The organism is Cupriavidus sp. UBA2010 (genome assembly GCF_002335265.1).
GTDB classification, from domain to species: domain Bacteria; phylum Pseudomonadota; class Gammaproteobacteria; order Burkholderiales; family Burkholderiaceae; genus Cupriavidus; species Cupriavidus metallidurans.
Map to the genome: position 1 here is coordinate 317,426 of NZ_DDCI01000009.1, position 18,138 is coordinate 335,563.

Annotated in this window: 19 protein-coding genes; 14 read left to right on the forward strand and 5 right to left on the reverse strand. The window is 65.2% G+C overall.

Annotated elements, in window-relative coordinates; genetic code table 11:
* The 11 genes from urtC (at position 1) to ureG (ending at position 8,815) form a co-directional block, all read left to right on the forward strand.
* Entirely contained in the window at positions 1-1,212 is a 1,212-nt protein-coding gene (urtC, locus tag B2246_RS04855) for an urea ABC transporter permease subunit UrtC (RefSeq protein ID WP_286879920.1), read from the forward strand.
* Positions 1,209-2,057, forward strand: a complete 849-nt coding sequence (gene urtD / locus B2246_RS04860) for an urea ABC transporter ATP-binding protein UrtD (protein WP_286879922.1) — start codon at positions 1,209-1,211, stop codon at positions 2,055-2,057. Before urtC ends, urtD begins: the two co-directional genes overlap by 4 nt.
* A gap of 2 nt (positions 2,058-2,059) precedes the next feature.
* Positions 2,060-2,752, forward strand: a complete 693-nt coding sequence (gene urtE, locus B2246_RS04865; protein WP_008643406.1) for an urea ABC transporter ATP-binding subunit UrtE — start codon at positions 2,060-2,062, stop codon at positions 2,750-2,752.
* A 108-nt stretch (positions 2,753-2,860) separates the two neighbouring features.
* Complete coding sequence (locus B2246_RS04870) at positions 2,861-3,742, forward strand: urease accessory protein UreD (RefSeq protein WP_286879992.1); 882 nt, start codon at positions 2,861-2,863, stop codon at positions 3,740-3,742.
* A gap of 34 nt (positions 3,743-3,776) precedes the next feature.
* Entirely contained in the window at positions 3,777-4,079 is a 303-nt protein-coding gene (locus B2246_RS04875; protein WP_011515766.1) for an urease subunit gamma, read from the forward strand.
* 44 nt (positions 4,080-4,123) lie between these two features.
* On the forward strand, positions 4,124-4,759 hold the full coding sequence (locus tag B2246_RS04880; protein WP_286879929.1) for a HupE/UreJ family protein: 636 nt from the start codon (positions 4,124-4,126) through the stop codon (positions 4,757-4,759).
* 24 nt (positions 4,760-4,783) lie between these two features.
* Entirely contained in the window at positions 4,784-5,089 is a 306-nt protein-coding gene (locus B2246_RS04885; RefSeq protein ID WP_011515768.1) for an urease subunit beta, read from the forward strand.
* Positions 5,089-6,807: an urease subunit alpha gene (gene ureC, locus B2246_RS04890; RefSeq protein ID WP_286879947.1), complete on the forward strand. Its 1,719-nt coding sequence runs from the start codon at positions 5,089-5,091 to the stop codon at positions 6,805-6,807. The genes B2246_RS04885 and ureC overlap by 1 nt, the downstream gene beginning before the upstream one ends.
* Positions 6,808-6,810: 3 nt before the next feature.
* Positions 6,811-7,455 (forward strand): urease accessory protein UreE, encoded by a 645-nt coding sequence (gene ureE, locus B2246_RS04895; RefSeq protein ID WP_286964021.1) that lies wholly within the window; start codon positions 6,811-6,813, stop codon positions 7,453-7,455.
* 34 nt (positions 7,456-7,489) lie between these two features.
* A complete protein-coding gene (locus B2246_RS04900) occupies positions 7,490-8,182 on the forward strand; it encodes an urease accessory protein UreF (RefSeq protein WP_186426418.1) in 693 nt (230 codons plus the stop codon).
* 9 nt (positions 8,183-8,191) lie between these two features.
* Positions 8,192-8,815, forward strand: coding sequence for an urease accessory protein UreG (ureG, locus tag B2246_RS04905; RefSeq protein ID WP_035881742.1), 624 nt, complete (start codon positions 8,192-8,194; stop codon positions 8,813-8,815).
* An 81-nt stretch (positions 8,816-8,896) separates the two neighbouring features.
* On the opposite strand, the gene B2246_RS04910 is transcribed toward ureG, so the two are convergent.
* On the reverse strand, positions 8,897-9,292 hold the full coding sequence (locus B2246_RS04910; protein WP_008643418.1) for a helix-turn-helix domain-containing protein: 396 nt from the start codon (positions 9,290-9,292) through the stop codon (positions 8,897-8,899).
* Positions 9,293-9,562: 270 nt separating this feature from the next.
* Here B2246_RS04910 and B2246_RS04915 point away from each other — a divergent pair, with 270 nt between their 5' ends.
* On the forward strand, positions 9,563-10,234 hold the full coding sequence (locus B2246_RS04915; RefSeq protein ID WP_286879955.1) for a hypothetical protein: 672 nt from the start codon (positions 9,563-9,565) through the stop codon (positions 10,232-10,234).
* Between the two features lie 8 nt (positions 10,235-10,242).
* Here the strand turns inward: B2246_RS04915 and B2246_RS04920 are convergent, their stop codons facing one another.
* Positions 10,243-10,935 (reverse strand): glutathione binding-like protein, encoded by a 693-nt coding sequence (locus B2246_RS04920; protein WP_286879958.1) that lies wholly within the window; start codon positions 10,933-10,935, stop codon positions 10,243-10,245.
* A gap of 165 nt (positions 10,936-11,100) precedes the next feature.
* Positions 11,101-12,363: an acyl-CoA dehydrogenase family protein gene (locus B2246_RS04925; RefSeq protein ID WP_008643423.1), complete on the reverse strand. Its 1,263-nt coding sequence runs from the start codon at positions 12,361-12,363 to the stop codon at positions 11,101-11,103.
* A 249-nt stretch (positions 12,364-12,612) separates the two neighbouring features.
* Between B2246_RS04925 and B2246_RS04930 the strand changes: the two genes are divergently transcribed.
* Together B2246_RS04930 and ggt are read left to right on the forward strand one after the other, a co-directional pair.
* Positions 12,613-13,554, forward strand: a complete 942-nt coding sequence (locus B2246_RS04930) for a LysR family transcriptional regulator (protein WP_008643425.1) — start codon at positions 12,613-12,615, stop codon at positions 13,552-13,554.
* Positions 13,555-13,643: 89 nt separating this feature from the next.
* Positions 13,644-15,611 carry a gamma-glutamyltransferase gene (gene ggt / locus B2246_RS04935; RefSeq protein ID WP_411860059.1) on the forward strand — a complete coding sequence of 656 codons (1,968 nt, stop codon included), beginning with the start codon at positions 13,644-13,646 and terminating at the stop codon, positions 15,609-15,611.
* 143 nt (positions 15,612-15,754) lie between these two features.
* Here ggt and B2246_RS04940 read toward each other — a convergent pair whose 3' ends face one another.
* Together B2246_RS04940 and B2246_RS04945 are read right to left on the reverse strand one after the other, a co-directional pair.
* Complete coding sequence (locus tag B2246_RS04940) at positions 15,755-16,756, reverse strand: Bug family tripartite tricarboxylate transporter substrate binding protein (RefSeq protein WP_186425232.1); 1,002 nt, start codon at positions 16,754-16,756, stop codon at positions 15,755-15,757.
* Between the two features lie 292 nt (positions 16,757-17,048).
* On the reverse strand, positions 17,049-18,125 hold the full coding sequence (locus B2246_RS04945) for a phosphotransferase (RefSeq protein WP_008643430.1): 1,077 nt from the start codon (positions 18,123-18,125) through the stop codon (positions 17,049-17,051).
* Positions 18,126-18,138: the final 13 nt, after the last annotated feature.

The following is an 18,138-nucleotide window of genomic DNA, read 5'->3' on the forward strand; positions in this document are numbered from 1 at the left end:
ATGAGCAGCTTTTCCTCGAAACCCGGCAAGTCATTCACGCTATCCGTGCCGGAACGCCAGCCGCTGTTCTCCACGCGCATGTGGATGGCGATGGCGGTACTGACCCTGGTCGTGGCGATCGGCGTGCCAGTCTGCGCGCTGATCGTGCCGGAAGGCCACGCGCTGCATCTGTCGGCCTATGCGCTGACATTGATCGGCAAGATCATGTGCTTCGCGCTGGCCGCCATTGCGCTCGATCTGGTGTGGGGCTATTGCGGCATCCTGAGCCTCGGTCATGGTCTGTTCTTCGCGCTGGGCGGGTATGCAATGGGCATGTACCTGATGCGGTCGATCGGTCGTGAAGGTGTCTACAAGAGCGATTTGCCCGACTTCATGGTGTTTCTGGACTGGAAGGAGCTGCCGTGGTTCTGGCATGGCACCGAGCACTTTCCCTACGCATTGCTGCTGGTGGTACTGGTGCCGGGCGTGCTGGCGTGGCTGTTTGGCTTCTTCGCGTTCCGGTCCCGCATCAAGGGCGTGTACCTGTCGATCATCACGCAGGCCATGACGTACGCCGCGATGCTGCTGTTCTTCCGCAATGAAACGGGCTTCGGCGGCAATAACGGCTTCACCGACTTCAAGCGCATCGCCGGCTTTGCCGTGGCCGCGCCGCAGACGCGTGCCGCGCTATTCGTGCTGACGTTCCTTGCGCTGCTGGCCGGATTCGTGGCCTGCCGCTACATCGTCACGTCCAAGCTCGGCCGGGTGGTGACCGCCGTGCGCGACGCGGAGATGCGCGTGATGTTCTCGGGCTACAACCCGCTTGGGTACAAGCTGTTCGTGTGGACGTTCTCGGCTGTGCTTTGCGGCATTGCCGGGGCGCTGTACGTGCCGCAGGTCGGCATCATCAACCCGAGCGAGATGTCGCCCGCGAACTCGATCGAAATGGCGGTGTGGGTCGCCGTCGGCGGGCGCGGCACGCTGATCGGGCCGGTAGTGGGGGCATTCCTGGTCAACGGCGCGAAGACGATGTTCACGGCCTATTTCGCGGAGTACTGGCTATTCCTGCTCGGCGCGATGTTCGTGCTGGTGACGCTGTACCTGCCCGATGGCGTGGTGGGCCTCTGGCGACGCCTGCGTGATCGTCGCACTTCGAAGGTAGAAACCGGAACCGCCGATGAAGCGGAAGCGGTGGTGGCGCCTCGGCAAGCACAGCAAGGGAGCAAGGCATGAACTCGGTACTGGGTGAAGGCAAGGCGGAAAGCGGGGACGCCACCGGGCTGGGCCGGATCGTCGAACCCGGCGTCATCGACACCACGCACGGGCCGATCCTCTACATCGAGGACCTGACCGTGCAGTTCGACGGCTTTCGCGCGCTGAACAAGCTGTCGTTGTCGATCGATCACGGTGAACTGCGCTGCGTGATCGGCCCGAACGGCGCTGGCAAGACCACGATGATGGATGTCATCACCGGCAAGACCGGGCCGCGCAATGCCAACGTAACCGGGCGCGTGTTTCTGGGGCAGACCATCGACCTGATGCGGCTGACCGAACCGCGCATCGCGCAGACCGGCATTGGCCGCAAGTTCCAGAAGCCGACCGTGTTCGAGCAGCACGCGGTCTGGGAGAACCTGGAACTGGCGATGCAGGCCGACAAGCGCTGGTGGGCATCGCTGCGCGCCCGGCTGACGCTGGAGGGGCATCGTCGCATCGAGGAAACGCTGGCGCTGACCGGGCTCGAGGACGAAGCCTATCGGCCTGCGGGCTTGCTGTCGCACGGCCAGAAGCAGCGGCTCGAGATCGGCATGTTGCTGATGCAGCAGCCTCAGCTCCTGCTGCTCGACGAACCGGTGGCCGGCATGACCGACGAGGAAACCATGCAACTGGCCGCGCTGCTCAACAGTCTGCGCGGTAGCTGCTCGATGATGGTGGTCGAGCACGACATGGAATTCGTCGCCGCGCTGGCCGGTGACGCTGGCACGGTGACCGTGCTGGCGGAAGGCAGCCTGTTGGCCGAAGGCACGCTCGACGCCGTGAAGCGCGACGAACGCGTGATCGAATCCTACCTGGGAAGATAACGATGCTGCAGGTCAACGCAATCAATCAGTTCTACGGCGGCAGCCATATCCTGCGCGACGTTTCGTTCGAGGTGCCGCATGGCAAGCTGACGACGCTGCTGGGCCGCAATGGGGTGGGCAAGAGCACGCTGCTCAAGTGCCTGATGGGCGTGGTGCCCACGCGCAGTGGCAGCATCAGCTGGGACGGCAAGGCGCTGGAAAAGAAGGCGCCTTACGAACGTGTTTCGGCGGGGCTGGCCTACGTGCCGCAGGGCCGCGAGATCTTTCCCCGGCTGACCGTCGAGGAGAACCTGCTGATCGGCGCCGCCAGCCGGGCGAGGCCATCTGGCGTGCCCGACCGCATCTATCAGTTGTTTCCTGTGCTGCGCACGATGCGCCAGCGCCGTGGCGGCGATCTGTCGGGTGGTCAGCAGCAGCAACTGGCCATCGGCCGGGCGCTGATGAGCGAGCCGCAGTTGCTGATTCTCGACGAGCCGACCGAGGGCATCCAGCCGTCGATCATCCAGGATATTGGCCGTGCCTTGCGGTTGCTGGTGGACGAGTTCGGCATGACCGTGCTGCTGGTGGAGCAGTACTACGAGTTCGCGCGGCACCTGGCCGACCACTACGTGGTGATGAGTCGTGGCGAGGTCGTGGCCAAGGGCGATGGGGCAACGATGGAGCAGGACGGCGTGCGCGCGCTGATCGCGGTTTGAGCGTGCATTCGAACGACCCTGATGGCCGTCCGGGCACCTTTCTGTGACGGCTGCCACGCGCTATGATCTGGCGCACCGGCCCCCGCCTGAACCGTCTTGCCATCTTCGATGCGCCATCCGGATTTTCCATCGCAACTCGCCATGACATCAGCCTGGCACGCCAGCCTGCGCCTGCGCTTTGCCGCGCGCGCCGGCCGGACCGCCATGGTCGAGCGGCGCCACGAGGGGCCGCTGCGGGTGCAGAAGCCGCTTTATCCCGAAGGGGAGATTTGCCACGGGGTGGTGCTGCATCCGCCCGCCGGCGTGGCGGGCGGTGATCGTCTCGACATCGACATTGCCGTGGCATCGGGCGCCCATGCCGTGCTGGCCACGCCGGGTGCTACCAAATGGTACAAGTCGCTCGGTCGCGATGCAGCGCAGCATGTGCGGATCGAGGTGGCAGCCGGCGGGAAGCTCGACTGGCTGCCGCAGGAGAACATCGTGTTCGACGATGCCCGTGCCCGGATCACGACGGACGTGGTGGTGGCACCCGGAGGCAGCGCGATCGGCTGGGACGCCGTGGTGCTGGGCCGCCAGGCGTCGGGCGAGCGATGGGCCAGCGGCGCGCTATGGCTCGACACTCGCGTGGGTGACCCGGACCGCGCGCTGTGGATCGAACAGTCGCATTTCGATGGTGCATCACCGCTGCGTGGTGCCGTGGCAGGCATGGATGGACTGCATATCCTCGGCACACTTTGGGCGATCGGGCCGGGCGCCACGCAGGAGCTGGCGGAAGCGCTGGCCGAGCGTCTGCCATATCGTGCCGATCTACGCGCCGGCGTGACCTGCCTGGCCGGATATGGCACGGCCACGGCACAGTCGATGCTGCTGCTGCGCGTGCTTGGCAGCGATATGGAAGCGGTGCGCCACCTGATGATCGATGCGTGGACCGTGCTGCGCCAGCCGATGCATGGCGTGCCGGCAAGGCCGCTGCGCCTGTGGTCGACCTGAGAACCCAATACCTCGAACAACAAGGAATCCGATCATGGAACTGACGCCGCGCGAGAAAGACAAGCTGCTGATCTTCACCGCCGCGCTACTGGCCGAACGCCGTCGCGCGCGCGGTCTCAAGTTGAACTACCCGGAAGCGGTGGCGCTGATCACTGCCGCCATCATGGAAGGTGCGCGCGATGGCCGCACCGTGGCCGAGCTGATGCACGAAGGAACCACCGTGCTCGCACGCGAGGACGTGATGGATGGCGTGGCCGAAATGATCCCCGAGATCCAGGTGGAAGCCACGTTCCCGGACGGCACCAAACTGGTCACCGTGCACCACCCGATCGTCTGAATCCGCGTCACCGTCGCAGCCATTCACAAGAAGAGGAAAACCCTATGCACCGCATGCTCCGTTCCCGCCTGACTGCAGGCGTAGCGATGTCGCTGGCCTCCGTCTCTGCCTTCGCGCATCCCGGCCACGACGCCGCCACCGTTGGCGCCAGCCTCTGGGCCGGCCTGGCCCACCCGTTCACGGGCGCCGACCACCTGCTGGCGATGGCCGCCGTGGGCTTGTGGAGCGCGCTGGCAAGTTCGCCGCGCAGCGCCTTCGGCCAGACATCCAGGATGGATGTGCTGCGCCTGCCGCTCGCGTTCGTGGCGATGATGCTGGTGGGGGCCGCGCTCGGGCTGGCTGGCGTGACGCTGCCGGCCGTCGAGCCCATGATCGCCGTCTCGCTGCTCGTGATCGGCCTGCTGGTGGCCACGCGCGCGCGTCTGTCGGCATGGGCAGGCATGGCGATCGTCGGCGGCTTCGCGCTGTTTCACGGTTACGCGCACGGTGCCGAGTTGCCGGCCACCGCAGCGGCGCTACCCTCGGTGCTGGCGTATGTGGGCGGTTTTGCCGTGGCCACGATGACACTGCACGTGCTCGGCATCGGCGCGGGGGCGTTCCTTCGTCGTCACGCCGGCTGGCTGGCGCGCGTGGCGGGCGCTGGGGTGGCGCTGTACGGCGTCGGCCTGCTGGTCGCCTGATCTTCCCCCCCAGGAGCTTTCGCGATGATTCCCGGTGAACTGATGCCGCTCGACGGCGAGATCGAACTGAATGCGGGGCGTCCCACGGTCACCGTGACCGTGGCCAACACTGGCGACCGGCCGGTGCAGGTCGGCTCGCACTTCCATTTCTACGAAACCAACGCCGCGTTGTCGTTCGACCGTGAGGCCGCGCGCGGCTATCGCCTCGACATCGCCGCCGGCACGGCCGTGCGCTTCGAGCCGGGGCAGTCGCGCACGGTGCAACTCGTGGCGCTGGACGGTGACCGCATCGTCTACGGTTTCAACGGCAGAATCATGGGAGCACTCTGATGAGCGTGAAGATCTCCAGGCAGGCCTATGCCGAGATGTTCGGCCCGACCACGGGCGACAGGCTGCGTCTTGCCGACACGGGCCTCGTGATCGAAGTCGAGCGCGATTTCACGATCTACGGCGAGGAAGTGAAGTTTGGCGGCGGCAAGGTGATTCGCGATGGCATGGGGCAGAGTCAGCGCATGTCGAAGGACTGCGTCGACACGGTGGTCACCAACGCACTGATCATCGACCACTGGGGCATCGTGAAGGCCGATATCGGGCTGAAGCACGGGCGCATCGCGGCAATCGGCAAGGCGGGTAATCCGGATATCCAGCCGGGGGTGACGATCATCGTCGGGCCGGGTACCGAGGTCATCGCGGGCGAGGGGATGATCGTCACTGCTGGCGGCATCGACACGCACATCCACTTCATCTGCCCGCAGCAGATCGAAGAAGCGTTGATGAGCGGCGTGACGACGATGATCGGCGGCGGCACCGGGCCGGCGACGGGCACCTATGCGACGACCGTGACGCCGGGCCCGTGGTACATGGAGCGGATGCTGCAGGCGGCCGATGCGTATCCGATGAACATCGGCTTTCTCGGCAAGGGCAACGCCAGCCTGGCGGCGCCGCTGACCGAGCAGGTGGAGGCGGGCGCCATCGGCTTGAAGCTGCACGAGGACTGGGGCACCACGCCGCAGGCGATCGACACCTGCCTGTCCGTGGCCGATGCCACCGATACCCAAGTGGCGATCCACACCGATACGCTCAACGAAGGCGGTTTTGTCGAGGCGACGATTGCCGCGTTCAAGGGCCGCACGATCCATACGTATCACACCGAGGGCGCAGGTGGCGGCCATGCGCCGGACATCATCAAGGTTTGCGGCGAGGCTAATGTGCTGCCGTCGTCGACCAATCCGACGCGCCCGTACACCGTGAACACGCTGGACGAGCACCTGGACATGCTGATGGTCTGCCATCACCTGGATCCGGCCATTGCGGAGGACATTGCGTTCGCCGAGTCGCGCATCCGTCGCGAGACCATCGCGGCCGAGGACATCCTGCATGACCTGGGCGCGTTCTCGATGATATCGAGCGATTCGCAGGCCATGGGCCGCGTGGGCGAGGTGATCATTCGCACGTGGCAGACCGCGCACAAGATGGCCGCGCAGCGCGGCAAGCTGCCCGGCGATCCACACGATGCGCGCGGCGGGCACGACAACTTCCGCGTCAAGCGCTATATCGCCAAGTACACGATCAATCCGGCGCTCACGCACGGTATCGCGCACGAGGTGGGGTCGATCGAAGTCGGCAAGTGGGCGGACCTGGTGTTCTGGAAGCCCGCCTTCTTCGGCGTGAAGCCGAGCCTGATTCTCAAGGGCGGCATGATTGCGGCGGCGGCGATGGGCGATCCGAATGCTTCGATCCCGACCCCGCAACCGGTGCACTATCGTCCGATGTTCGCGTCGGCCGGTGGGGCGCTACCGAGATCGTCGCTCACCTTCGTCTCGCAGGCGGCGCTGGCGGCGAATGTCGGCGAGCGCTACGGGCTGGCCAAGACGCTCACCGCAGTGCGCGGCACGCGTACCGTCAGCAAACGCGACATGGTGCACAATGACTGGCAGCCGCACGTCACCGTGGATCCGGAGACTTACCAAGTGGTAGCCGACGGTCAGCTGCTGACGTGCGAACCCGCCACCGTGCTGCCGATGGCGCAGCGCTATTTCCTGTTCTGACCCGTGATCAAGATCGACAAACACCTGCCCGCTCCGCACGGCATCGCGCCGGTACTCGTGCGCCGCGCGCCGAAGCTCGTCCTGCCGTTCGGCGAACGCAGCAAGAGCCGCCTGCGCGCCATCCTCGACAACGGCGCCGAAGCTGCGTTGTTCCTGCCGCGCGGCACCGTGCTGCGTGGCGGCGATCTTCTGGTGGCAGAGGACGGTACCTTCGTGGAAGTGCAGGCCGCGGCGGAGTCGGTGCTGCAGGTCACTGCGACCGACCCGCTGGCGCTGATGCGCGCAGCCTATCACCTGGGCAATCGGCACACGCCGGTGGAGGTCGGGCGCGATTATCTGCGGCTGGAGTATGACCCTGTGCTGGCCGACATGCTGGCCCGACTGGGCGTGCAAGCCGAGCGCGCGGACCTGCCATTCGAGCCCGAGGCTGGCGCCTATGGCGGCGGCCACAAGCACGGGCATGACGCGACGTTCGCGGAGGACTACGCGGCGGCGCAGGCAGTGTTCCACGAGCATCATGGGCACTCGCACTCGCACTCGCACTCGCACTCGCACTCGCACTCGCACTCGCATGACCATGACCATGACCATGACCATGACCATGACCATGGTCACGTGCATGACGAGCATTGCGGTCACAAACATTGAGTTGCCCCTGACACCGTCGGCAGAGCCATCCCCCATGACCGCGCTCCCCCAACTCATCTCCCTGCTGCACCTTGCCTCGCCGACGCTCCCCATCGGCGGCTTCAGCTATTCGCAGGGACTGGAGGCGGCCATCGATTGCGAGTTGGTGCGGGATGCGGCGACTGCCGAGCGCTGGATTCGCGACAACCTTCTGCATGTGCAGGCCCAATGCGAGGCACCTGTCTGGCTACTGCTGCATCGCGCGTGGCAGACGCGGGACCACGCCTCCGTGCGTCAATGGAACGACTGGTTTCATGCCACCCGGGAAACTTCCGAACTGCGGCTCGAGACCGAGCAGATGGGCTGGTCGCTGGCGAAACTGATCGCGCAGATGGGTTGGGGCGACGATGCGTGCCGCGACCTGCTGCGCGACATGCGGCCGGTTTGCCTGCCCACGGCGTTTGCCTCGGCGTGCGTGGCGCTGGGCATCGCTGCGCGTGAAGGCCTGGCCGCGTATCTCTTCAACTGGGCCGAAAACCAGGTGGCAGCCGCCATCAAGGCGGTGCCGCTCGGCCAGGTGGCGGGCCAGCAGATGCTGCTTGGCTTGCATCAGGCGGTGCTCGGCACCGTCGATGAAGCAGTGTGCCGCGCCGATGAGGTGCCACCATTGCTTTCCACGTTCTCCCCGATGCTAGGCGTACTGTCGGCGCGTCACGAGACGCAGTACTCCCGGCTGTTCCGATCCTGAGATCCGATCATGACTCGTACCAAGAAAAATCCTCCGTTGCGCGTTGGCGTGGGCGGCCCCGTCGGCTCCGGCAAGACCACGCTGCTCGAGATGCTGTGCAAGGCCATGCGCGACCGCTATGACCTGGTGGCGATCACCAACGATATCTATACGAAGGAAGACCAGCGCCTGCTGACGATCTCGGGCGCGCTGCCGGCCGAGCGGATCATGGGTGTGGAAACGGGCGGGTGTCCCCACACCGCGATCCGCGAGGACGCCTCGATCAACCTCGAGGCTGTCGATCGGATGCTGGCGAAGTTTCCTGATGCCGATGTGGTGTTCATCGAGTCGGGCGGAGACAATCTGGCTGCGACGTTCAGCCCGGAACTTTCCGACCTGACGATCTATGTGATCGACGTGGCGGGCGGCGAGAAGATCCCGCGCAAGGGCGGGCCGGGCATCACGAAGTCCGATCTGCTGGTTATCAACAAGACCGACCTTGCGCCCTATGTTGGTGCATCACTGGAGATCATGGAGAGCGACGCCCGCAAGATGCGCGGCGAGCGGCCCTTCGTGATGGGCAGCGTGAAGTTGGGGCAGGGACTTGATCAGGTGATTGCGTTCATCGAGCGGCAGGGCATGCTCGACGTGTAGCCGTGTAGCCGTGTAGCCGTGTAGCCGTGCAGCCGTGCAGCCGTGCAGCTACGCGGCTCCCCCATCCCTTCGCGCTGCTGGCTAGGCGATCTTGCGCAATTGTTTTCGCGCGAGCGCTCTTGCCACGCCGGCCACCACATCGCGGTCAGTGTCGCTGAGTTCCGTCATATAGCGCAGCGTGGCCTGTACCGCTGGTGATATCTCCGGGTTGAATGGCGCGCGTGCCGGCTCAACCGGCGCGTCCGCGCAATGACTGGAGAAATCCAGCATCACACTCGGCGCGACGCCCAGCGTGTCGGCAAGCGTGCAGATGTTGTACAGCGCAACATTGCGCGTGCCGCGTTCGATTCCGCTGAGGTACGATCGCGCGAGTCCGCTTTCGAGCGACAGCGCTTCCTGAGACCAGCCGCGCTGCTTGCGCAACCAGGTCAGATGCCGCCCGAACAGCTTGAGTGGATCCCCGGTCATAAGGTGCATTGTGGATATTAGGTCGCTACGTCGCCCGAGGCTAAAGGGTTTGACCTGTCGATCACGACAACTTATAGTTCGTCGTTCTATCGGTGCCAGATCTGCATTTCAAGGGATGCGCCCACTCAAGGGTGCGGCGCCGATCGCATGGACCGGACGGTTTCACGCCGTGCCGAAACGGGGCAGTAGCGCATTGGCGATCGGGCGGAAAGCCGCATCGTACCGCCGTTGCGCATTCAGGGACCACTCGCGTCCCAGACTCCGTTCAGAGGGAATGCCATGCGGATCTATACGTTCTTCCATGCTCACCAGCGCGGCGATCTGCCGCACCTGAAGACTGCCACGACAAATGGTTTCGGTCACTGCTTATGTGTCATTCCGACAACGGCAGGGCTCGGTCATTCGTGCGATTACATCCATCTGCGTGCCGGTGATTGCTATCCGGTCACGGTAGCCGGGCACCCGGAATGGTGGGCTTGCCTGCAAGGCGGCCTGCGCGTGCTCGATGGCGATGCGGAGCGCGCGGTGCTGGCCTGCGGTGATATTCATACCCCCGAAGTGCACCAGGCGGTCGAGTTACAGGCCGTGGTCGACAGCGTGCTGGTTCGCGCCATCCCACAGGCCGGCGAGGCCGGGCACTGCAATGCCGGCGCCGCCGAATTCATTGCGATCGATGCGGGAGAGGCCGAGTGGGCGCAGCATCTTCACGCGCGCGGGCTGGTCTGGGGTGTCTGCCATCGGGGTGTGCTCAACCTGCAATGGCGGGGCGGGGCGAGCGGCGGCGACGTTCAATCGACCTACCTTCAACCGGGCATGGCCTTCGCGCCGGAGCCTGATGACGACTACTGCATCGACGCGATGCTGTCCGGTGCCGGGCTGCTCTGCTGCATGCAGCCGGCACCGGTACCGTCAGACGCATACGCCCCGCAGGGCGAACGACAGGCCGCCTGACGCCGGCGTTAGCGACGCTGGTATTGCGTGGCGCCGAACAGGACCTCGCGCTCCTTGTCGCCCTGTAGCGGCTTGCGTGCGCTGGCCAGGACCTCGACGCCGCGCTTGACCGCCGGACGTTCCGCGATGTCGTTGAACCAGCGCTTCAGGTGCGGATAGTCGTCCAGCTCCACGCCCTGGTTCTGCCAGCTACGCAGCCACGGGAACGTCGCGATATCGGCCACGGTGTAGGTATCGCCTGCCAGATACTTGTGCGTCGACAACTGCTTGTCGATCACGCCGTAGAGGCGCTTGGCCTCGTTGGTGTAGCGATTGATGGCGTATTCGATCTTCTCCGGCGCGTAGATGCGGAAGTGGTGCGCCTGACCCAGCATCGGGCCGACACCGCCCATCTGGAACATCAGCCACTGCAGCGCCTCGTACTTGCCGCGCACGTCCTCGGGCAGGAACTTGCCGGTCTTGCCCGCCAGGTACAGCAGGATCGCACCCGATTCGAACAGCGAGATCGGCTGGCCGTCCGGGCCATCGGTGTCGACGATCGCCGGGATCTTGTTGTTCGGGCTGATCTTGAGAAAGTCCTCGCCGAACTGGTCGCCGGCGCCGATGTTGATCGGATGGACCCTGTACTCGAGGCCGCACTCCTCGAGCATGATGTGGACTTTATGGCCGTTCGGTGTGGGCCAGGTGTAGGCGTCGATCATCTGCAACTGTCTCCATGGAAGATTCGCCGGGGCATTAGAGCACGAAAGAAATAACCCTGTTGGGCATGGATGATCTGTTCGTGGGATGGCGCTTCGGTGTCAAGCCCGGCAAGAAAAAAAGCCCGACAGTGACCTGTCGGGCTTTCCTGTTTCAGCAGTAGCGCATCACGAGCCGCGCGTGATCGGCATCTGGATGCTGTCCGGGTTCAGCTTCATGTGCTTGGCCAGTTCCAGCTTGGCGATCGCATTGCGGTGCACTTCGTCCGGACCATCGGCCAGACGCAGCGTGCGCTGGTGCGCCCACCAGTTGGCCAGCGGGAAGTCGCCCGACACACCCGCGGCGCCGTGCACCTGGATGGCCCAGTCGATCACGCGCAGGGCCACGTTCGGTGCCACCACCTTGATCATCGCAATCTCGGCCTTGGCAATCTTGTTGCCGACTGTGTCCATCATGTACGCGGCCTTCAGCGTCAGCAGGCGCGCCATCTCGATGTCGCAGCGGGCTTCGGCGATGCGTTCCTGCGTCACGCCCTGGCGGGCGATCTGCTTGCCGAATGCCACACGCTCCAGACTGCGCTTGCACATCAGTTCCAGCGCGCGTTCCGCCACGCCGATGCTGCGCATGCAGTGGTGGATACGGCCCGGGCCGAGGCGGCCCTGGGCGATCTCGAAGCCGCGGCCTTCGCCCAACAGGATGTTGCTGACCGGCACGCGCACATTCTTCAGTTCGATTTCCATGTGGCCGTGCGGCGCGTCGTCGTAGCCGAACACCGGCAGGAAACGCTTGATGGTGATGCCCGGGGTATCGGCCGGCACCACGACCATCGACTGCTGCTCATGACGGCCAGCATTCGGATCGGTCTTGCCCATCACGATGTAGACCTTGCAGCGGGGATCGCCGGCGCCCGACGACCACCACTTGGTGCCGTTGATCACGTAGTGATCGCCATCGCGTTCGATGCGGCACTCGATGTTCGTGGCGTCCGACGAGGCCACGGCCGGCTCGGTCATCAGGAACGCCGAGCGGATCTCGCCGCGCAGCAGGGGCTCCAGCCACTCGTCCTTCAGTTCTTCCGAGGCGTAGCGCTCGAGCGTCTCCATGTTGCCGGTATCGGGCGCGGCGCAGTTGAACACTTCAGCCGACCAGGGCACACGGCCCATGATTTCGCACAACGGCGCGTATTCGAGGTTCGACAGGCCTTCCGGCGCGCGCTTCGAACGCGGCAGGAACAGGTTCCAGAGCCCGGCTTCACGCGCCAGCGGCTTCAGTTCCTCGATCACCTTGGTCGGAATCCACGCGTTGCCGGCCGCGCGATTGGCCTGGATCTCGGCGTAGAAGCGCTTCTCGTTGGGGTAAATGTGCTGGTCGAAGAACGCCAGCAGCCTGGCCTGCATTTCCTTGACCTTGGGCGTGTACTCGAATTGCATGAGGTCTCCTCGGTTACCTTTTGGGTGTGGTACCAGGCACGGTGTGCCGACGTTGGTTACTCTAGCGGAACCTGATCAATAAGAAAAATGAATTTTCTGGATTGGTCAGTATCAATATCCTGCATTCCGTGACAGAATGCATTCACTACAAACTGACGTCGTGTCGATCGGTTGCCGGCTGGCCCCAATGCCTGCTGCGCGATCTGGCGTGCGTCTCGTGCCAGTCAAGCATTCGCGCAGGAAGGTGCCATGCAGCTCAGCCGGATCGATCTCAATCTCTTCGTAGTATTCGACGCCATCTACAGCGAGGGGAGCATCACCGCTGCCGCGCGCCAGTTGAACCTGACGCAGCCGGCCGTGAGCCACGCGCTGGGCCGTCTGCGCACGCTGTTCGACGATCCGCTGTTCGAGCGCCGCGGGCAGGGCATGGCGCCGACGCCGCTGGCCCGCTCGTTGGCCGGGGAGGTGCGCGGGGCGTTGCAGTCCTTCGCGCGGACGCTGCAGGACACGCCGCACTTCGATCCCACCAACACCACGCGCCGGTTCACCATCGGCATGCGCGACGCGCTCGAATCCACGCTGCTGCCGCCGCTGATGGCGCGCGTGACCGCGATGGCGCCGCACGTGGAGATTGCGGCGATTCGCTTCGATCGGCGCGAGATGGAGTCCGAACTGCTGGCCGGCACGCTGGACGCCGCGATCGACATCCTGCTGCCGGTATCGCCGGCGATCCATCACGCCGCGTTCATGTCCGATCCGATGGTGGTGCTGGCGCGGCGCGATCATCCGCTGGTCAAGAAGGAGCTGACGCTCGAGCGCTATCTCGCGGCCGAGCACGTACACGTGTCCTCGCGGCGACGAGGCGCGGGGCTGGAGGACCAGGCGCTGCATCGCATGGGCCTGACGCGGCGGGTGCGCCTGCGTTGCCAGCACTATGCCGCCGCGTGCCGCGTGGTCAGTTGCACCGATCTGCTGGCCACGCTGCCGCTGCGATACGCGCGCATCGCCAACGAGCCCTATGCCAACCGCCTGCTGTCGCTGCCGTTCAAGGTGCCGTCGCTCGAACTGCATCTGTACTGGCACGCGGGCGGCGAGAACGACGGCGCGAACCGCTGGCTGCGCGAGCAGCTGATGACGGTGATGGAATCGCTGGGCAGTGGCATGACGGATGTCGCGTCGGCTGCCGAGTAACCCCGGGTTAACGCTGTCAGACAAACGCCGATTTCACCAGCGTGTGTGATCGCCAAGAATCGCCGGATCTTCTCGACAGGAGGGACGGCATGGCTGACACACTCATAGCGACTTCAACAGGATCTTCCGCGCAATCTGTCTCGCAGCGTGCCGCGAACCGGCACTGGCGCGGTGCGCTGGCCGGGGCGATGGTTTCCCTGCTGGCCGCATCGCTATCAGGCTGCGGCACGGTGGACAAGGAAGCGGGGACGTCCGCCGCATCGACCGATCCGGCCACGGAGACGGGGACGGTGCCGGCGTCTACCGAGGCCGTGGCGGCAGCCGGGTTGCCGCCCGCCGCCGAAGTTGCCTCGGGCTACCGCCCGGGGATGACCACGACCTACGCGCAGAAGCATATGGCCGCGGCCGCGAATCCACTGGCCACGGAGGCAGGTCGCGAGATGCTGCGTGCTGGCGGGTCGGCCATCGATGCCGCCGTGGCGATGCAGGCAGTGCTGACGCTGGTCGAGCCACAGGCTTCCGGGATCGGTGGCGGCGCCTTCATCATGTACTGGGACGGCAAGCGCGTGCAGACCTACGACGGCCGCGAAACGGCACCTGCCGGTGCCACCGAGAACCTGTTCATGCGCGCCGACGGCAAGCCGATGGAGTTCTCGGCAGGGCAGATCGGTGGGCGTTCGGTCGGGGTGCCGGGCGTGTTGCGCGCGCTGGAGCTCGCGCATCGCCAGCACGGCCGCTTGCCTTGGGCACGCCTGTTCGAGCCAGCCATCGCACTGGCCGACAAGGGCTTTCCGATCTCGCAGCGCCTCTATACGCAGGTCGCCGCGGACAAGTTTCTGATCGACTCCCCCGAGATGAAGGCGTATTTCCTCGACGATCAGGGCAAGCCGAAGCCGGTCGGCACGCTGGTCAGGAATCCGCAACTCGCGCAGACATTGAGGGAAATCGCCGGACACGGGCCGGACGTGTTCTACAACGGTCCCATCGCGCGTGACATCGCAGCCAAGGTCAACGCCCATGCGAACCCCGGCAGCCTGTCCGTGGCCGATCTGAAGGGGTACAAGGCCAAGGAGCGCCCGCCGGTCTGCACGAACTACAAGGCCTGGAAGGTCTGCGGGATGCCGCCGCCTTCGTCGGGTGGCATCGCGATCGCGCAGATTCTCGGCAACCTCGAAGCACTCGAAAAGCGCGATCCCCGCTATGCGCTGGCAAAGCTCAAGCCGACCCAGGTCAACACGCCGGCGGGGTTCGAGGCCAATCCGCTGGCGGTGCACGCCATCTCGGAGGCTGACCGTCTGGCCTACGCGGACCGTGGGCTCTACGTGGCCGATGCCGATTACGTGCCGGTAGACGTGAGCGCGCTCGTGAACCCGCAATACCTGGCCGAGCGTGCCGAACTGATTGGCGACAAGAGCATGGGCAAGGCCGAACCGGGCACGCCGCCCGGGGTCAACGTTGCCTTCGCGCCTGACCGCTCGCCACCGCGCATTTCCACGTCGCAGGTGGCGGCGGTGGATGACCGTGGTGGCGCGTTGTCGATGACCACGACGGTCGAGTCGTACTTCGGCTCGCACATCATGGTGCGTGGCTTCATGCTGAACAACCAGCTGACCGACTTCTCGTTCAACCCGACCGAGAACGGCAAGCCTGTGGCCAATCGCGTGCAGGCTGGCAAGCGGCCGCGCTCGTCGATGGCGCCGACGCTGGTGTTTGACCGCAAGAGTGGCAGGCTGGTGGCGGCGCTTGGCTCTCCGGGCGGTTCGCAGATCATCGAGTATGTCTCGAAGACGCTGGTCGGCCTGCTCGACTGGAACATGGACGTGCAGCAGGCCGTGAGCATGGCGAACTTCGGTAGCCGTAACGGTCCGACGGAAGTCGAGCGCGGGCTGGTGACACCCCAACTGGTGCAGGCGCTCAAGGATCAGGGCCATCAGGTGGCCGAGATCGAGATGACCAGCGGCACGCAGGCGATCATGCGCAAGGCGGGCCCGAATGGTCGGCCAGTCTGGGCTGGCGGCGCTGATCCACGGCGTGAGGGCGTGGCGCTGGGCGATTGAGTGCGTCGCGGATTGCACCCCTCTCCCGCGCGGGTGAGGGGCCGGGGAACAACGCTGGCGCTTCAGGTTCCTGTCATGACTGGCCAATGAAGAACGGGCGCGAATATCGCGCCCGTTCTTCATGCAAGAGCCTTCCGTGGCAATCAGGCGTCCAGCTTCACCCCGGCCGCCTTCACCACCTGCGCCCAGCGCTTTTCCTCCGTCCCGAACCACTTGCCGGTCTCGGCCGGCGACATGGTCACGACTTCGGCGCCTTGCCCGGCCAGTTGGGCGCGGATCTCCGGTGTGCGAATGATGCGGATCAGCTCGGCATTGATCCGCGAGACGATGGCATCCGGCATCCCGACTGGCGCCATCACGCCTTGCCATGTTCCCGATTCGAAATTTGGCACGCCGCTCTCGGCGATGGTTGGCGTCTGGCTGACCAGTGCCATGCGCGAGCGTTTCGACACCGCCAGCAGCTTGAGTTTGCCGGCCTGCACCTGCGGCCAGGTGGCCAGCATCCCGTTCATCAGCACCTGCGCGGTGCCACCCACGGTATCGGAAATGGCCTGCGATCCGCCCTTGTAGGGCACGTATTGCCACGCCGCGCCGGTGGCCTGCTGCACGGCCACGCCAGCCAGGTGCGGCGCGCTGCCGATCGCCGTGACCGCGAAGTTCAGGGTCTGCTTGTGCGACAGGGCAACCAGTTCCTTGAGGTTGCTGACCTGCACGGACGGGTGGACGACCAGAAGGTGCGGGGAGTAGGCCAGCATGGCTACGCCCTTGAGGTCCTTGTTCGGATCGAAGGTGAGTTTCGTGTAGACCGACGGGCTGATCGCCAGCGCGCCGACATCGCACAGCAGCAGCGTGTGGTTGTCCGTGCCGGCCTGCGCGACCATCGCCGCGCCGATATTGCCATTGGCGCCCGGACGGTTGTCGACCACGATCGGCTGGCCCAGTGCCTCGCCGAGCTGCTTGCTGATCAGGCGCGCGATGATGTCCGACGAGCCGCCGGCCGGGTAGGGCACCACCAGCCGGATTGGCCGGCTCGGCCATTTGTCGTCGGCCCATGCGGAGGCGGGGGCGAGGATACCAGCGGTACCGAGGGTGCCAAGGGCGGCCAGGCCCGAAGCCTGGCCAAGGAATTGGCGGCGAGAGGTCATGCTGTGTCTCCAGTCAACACTTATCATAAGATGTCGTACAACTAGAGCCAAGTGTAGACAGGATTCTGGTGAGGGTCTATCAGGAAAATACGGAGATGGGCCGGATTTTCGGCCTCGAAGCGGCTAGGCGACGGGCTGCGTACTCAGTCGTCAGATGACTTCGGCGCTGCTTCACGCACTGGTTTTTCCCGGGCTGGCCCCTCTTGCACGGAAGGAAGAGGGGCCCCGGATGTGCATCGGATCAAGTGTTACCTATGTTCTTGAACACCTGTGGCCGATGCGCAGGCCGCCATCAGGCGCCCGACTTCTGCGCGTAGGCCCAGCCCATCTCGGCCATCGGGCGGGCGCGCTTGCCGGCGTCCGTGGCCTGTGCCGACGATGCGGTGCCATCGACCACGCGCTTCATGATGCCCTGCAGGATGCCGGCGATGCGGAACATGCTGAACGCCAGATAGAAATTCCAGTCGCCCGTGATCTGGCGGCCCGTGCGCTGCTCGTACAGGCGGCGATAGGTGGCCTCGTCAGGAATGCCAAGCGCCTGGTAGTCGAGTCCGGCGATGCCGCGGAACTGGCCCGGCTGGATATGCCAGCTCATGCAGTGGTAGCCGAAGTCGGCCATCGGATGGCCCAGCGTGGACAGTTCCCAGTCCAGCACCGCCAGCACCTTGGGCTCGGTCGGGTGGAACATCAGGTTGTCCAGGCGGTAGTCGCCGTGGACGATGCTGGTCAGGTCCACATCCTCCTGCGGAATATGGTCTGGCAGCCAGGCCATCAACTGGTCCATGGCCGGGATCGACTCGGTTTCCGACAGCTTGTACTGCTTGCTCCAGCGTTCGATCTGACGCTGGAAGTAGTTGCCCGGCTTGCCGTAGTCGGCCAGCCCGATCGCCTTGTAGTCCACCGTGTGCAGCGCGGCGATGACGCGGTTCATTTCGTCATAGATCGCACCACGTTCGGACTTGGTCATGTCCGGCAGGGACTGGTCCCACAGCACGCGGCCACCGACGAACTCCATGATGTAGAACGCGCGGCCGATCACCTCTTCGTCCTCGCACAGCGCGAACATCCGGGCCACGGGCACGTCGGTGCCGGCCAGCGCCGCCATCACGCGATACTCGCGCTCGATGGCGTGCGCGGAAGGCAGCAGTTTCGACTTCGGTCCCGGTTTGGCACGCATGACGTAGGTCTGGCCCGGCGTGATCAGCTTGAAAGTCGGGTTTGACTGGCCGCCCTTGAACTGCTCCACGGTCAGCGGGCCCGCGAAGCCGTCCACATGCTCCCGCATCCAGGATTCGAGGGCGCCGACGTCGAAACGCTGCTGGTCGGCCACGGGGCGGGTGCCTTCAAAGTGCGATACGTTGGTGCTCATGCTGTCTCCGGGT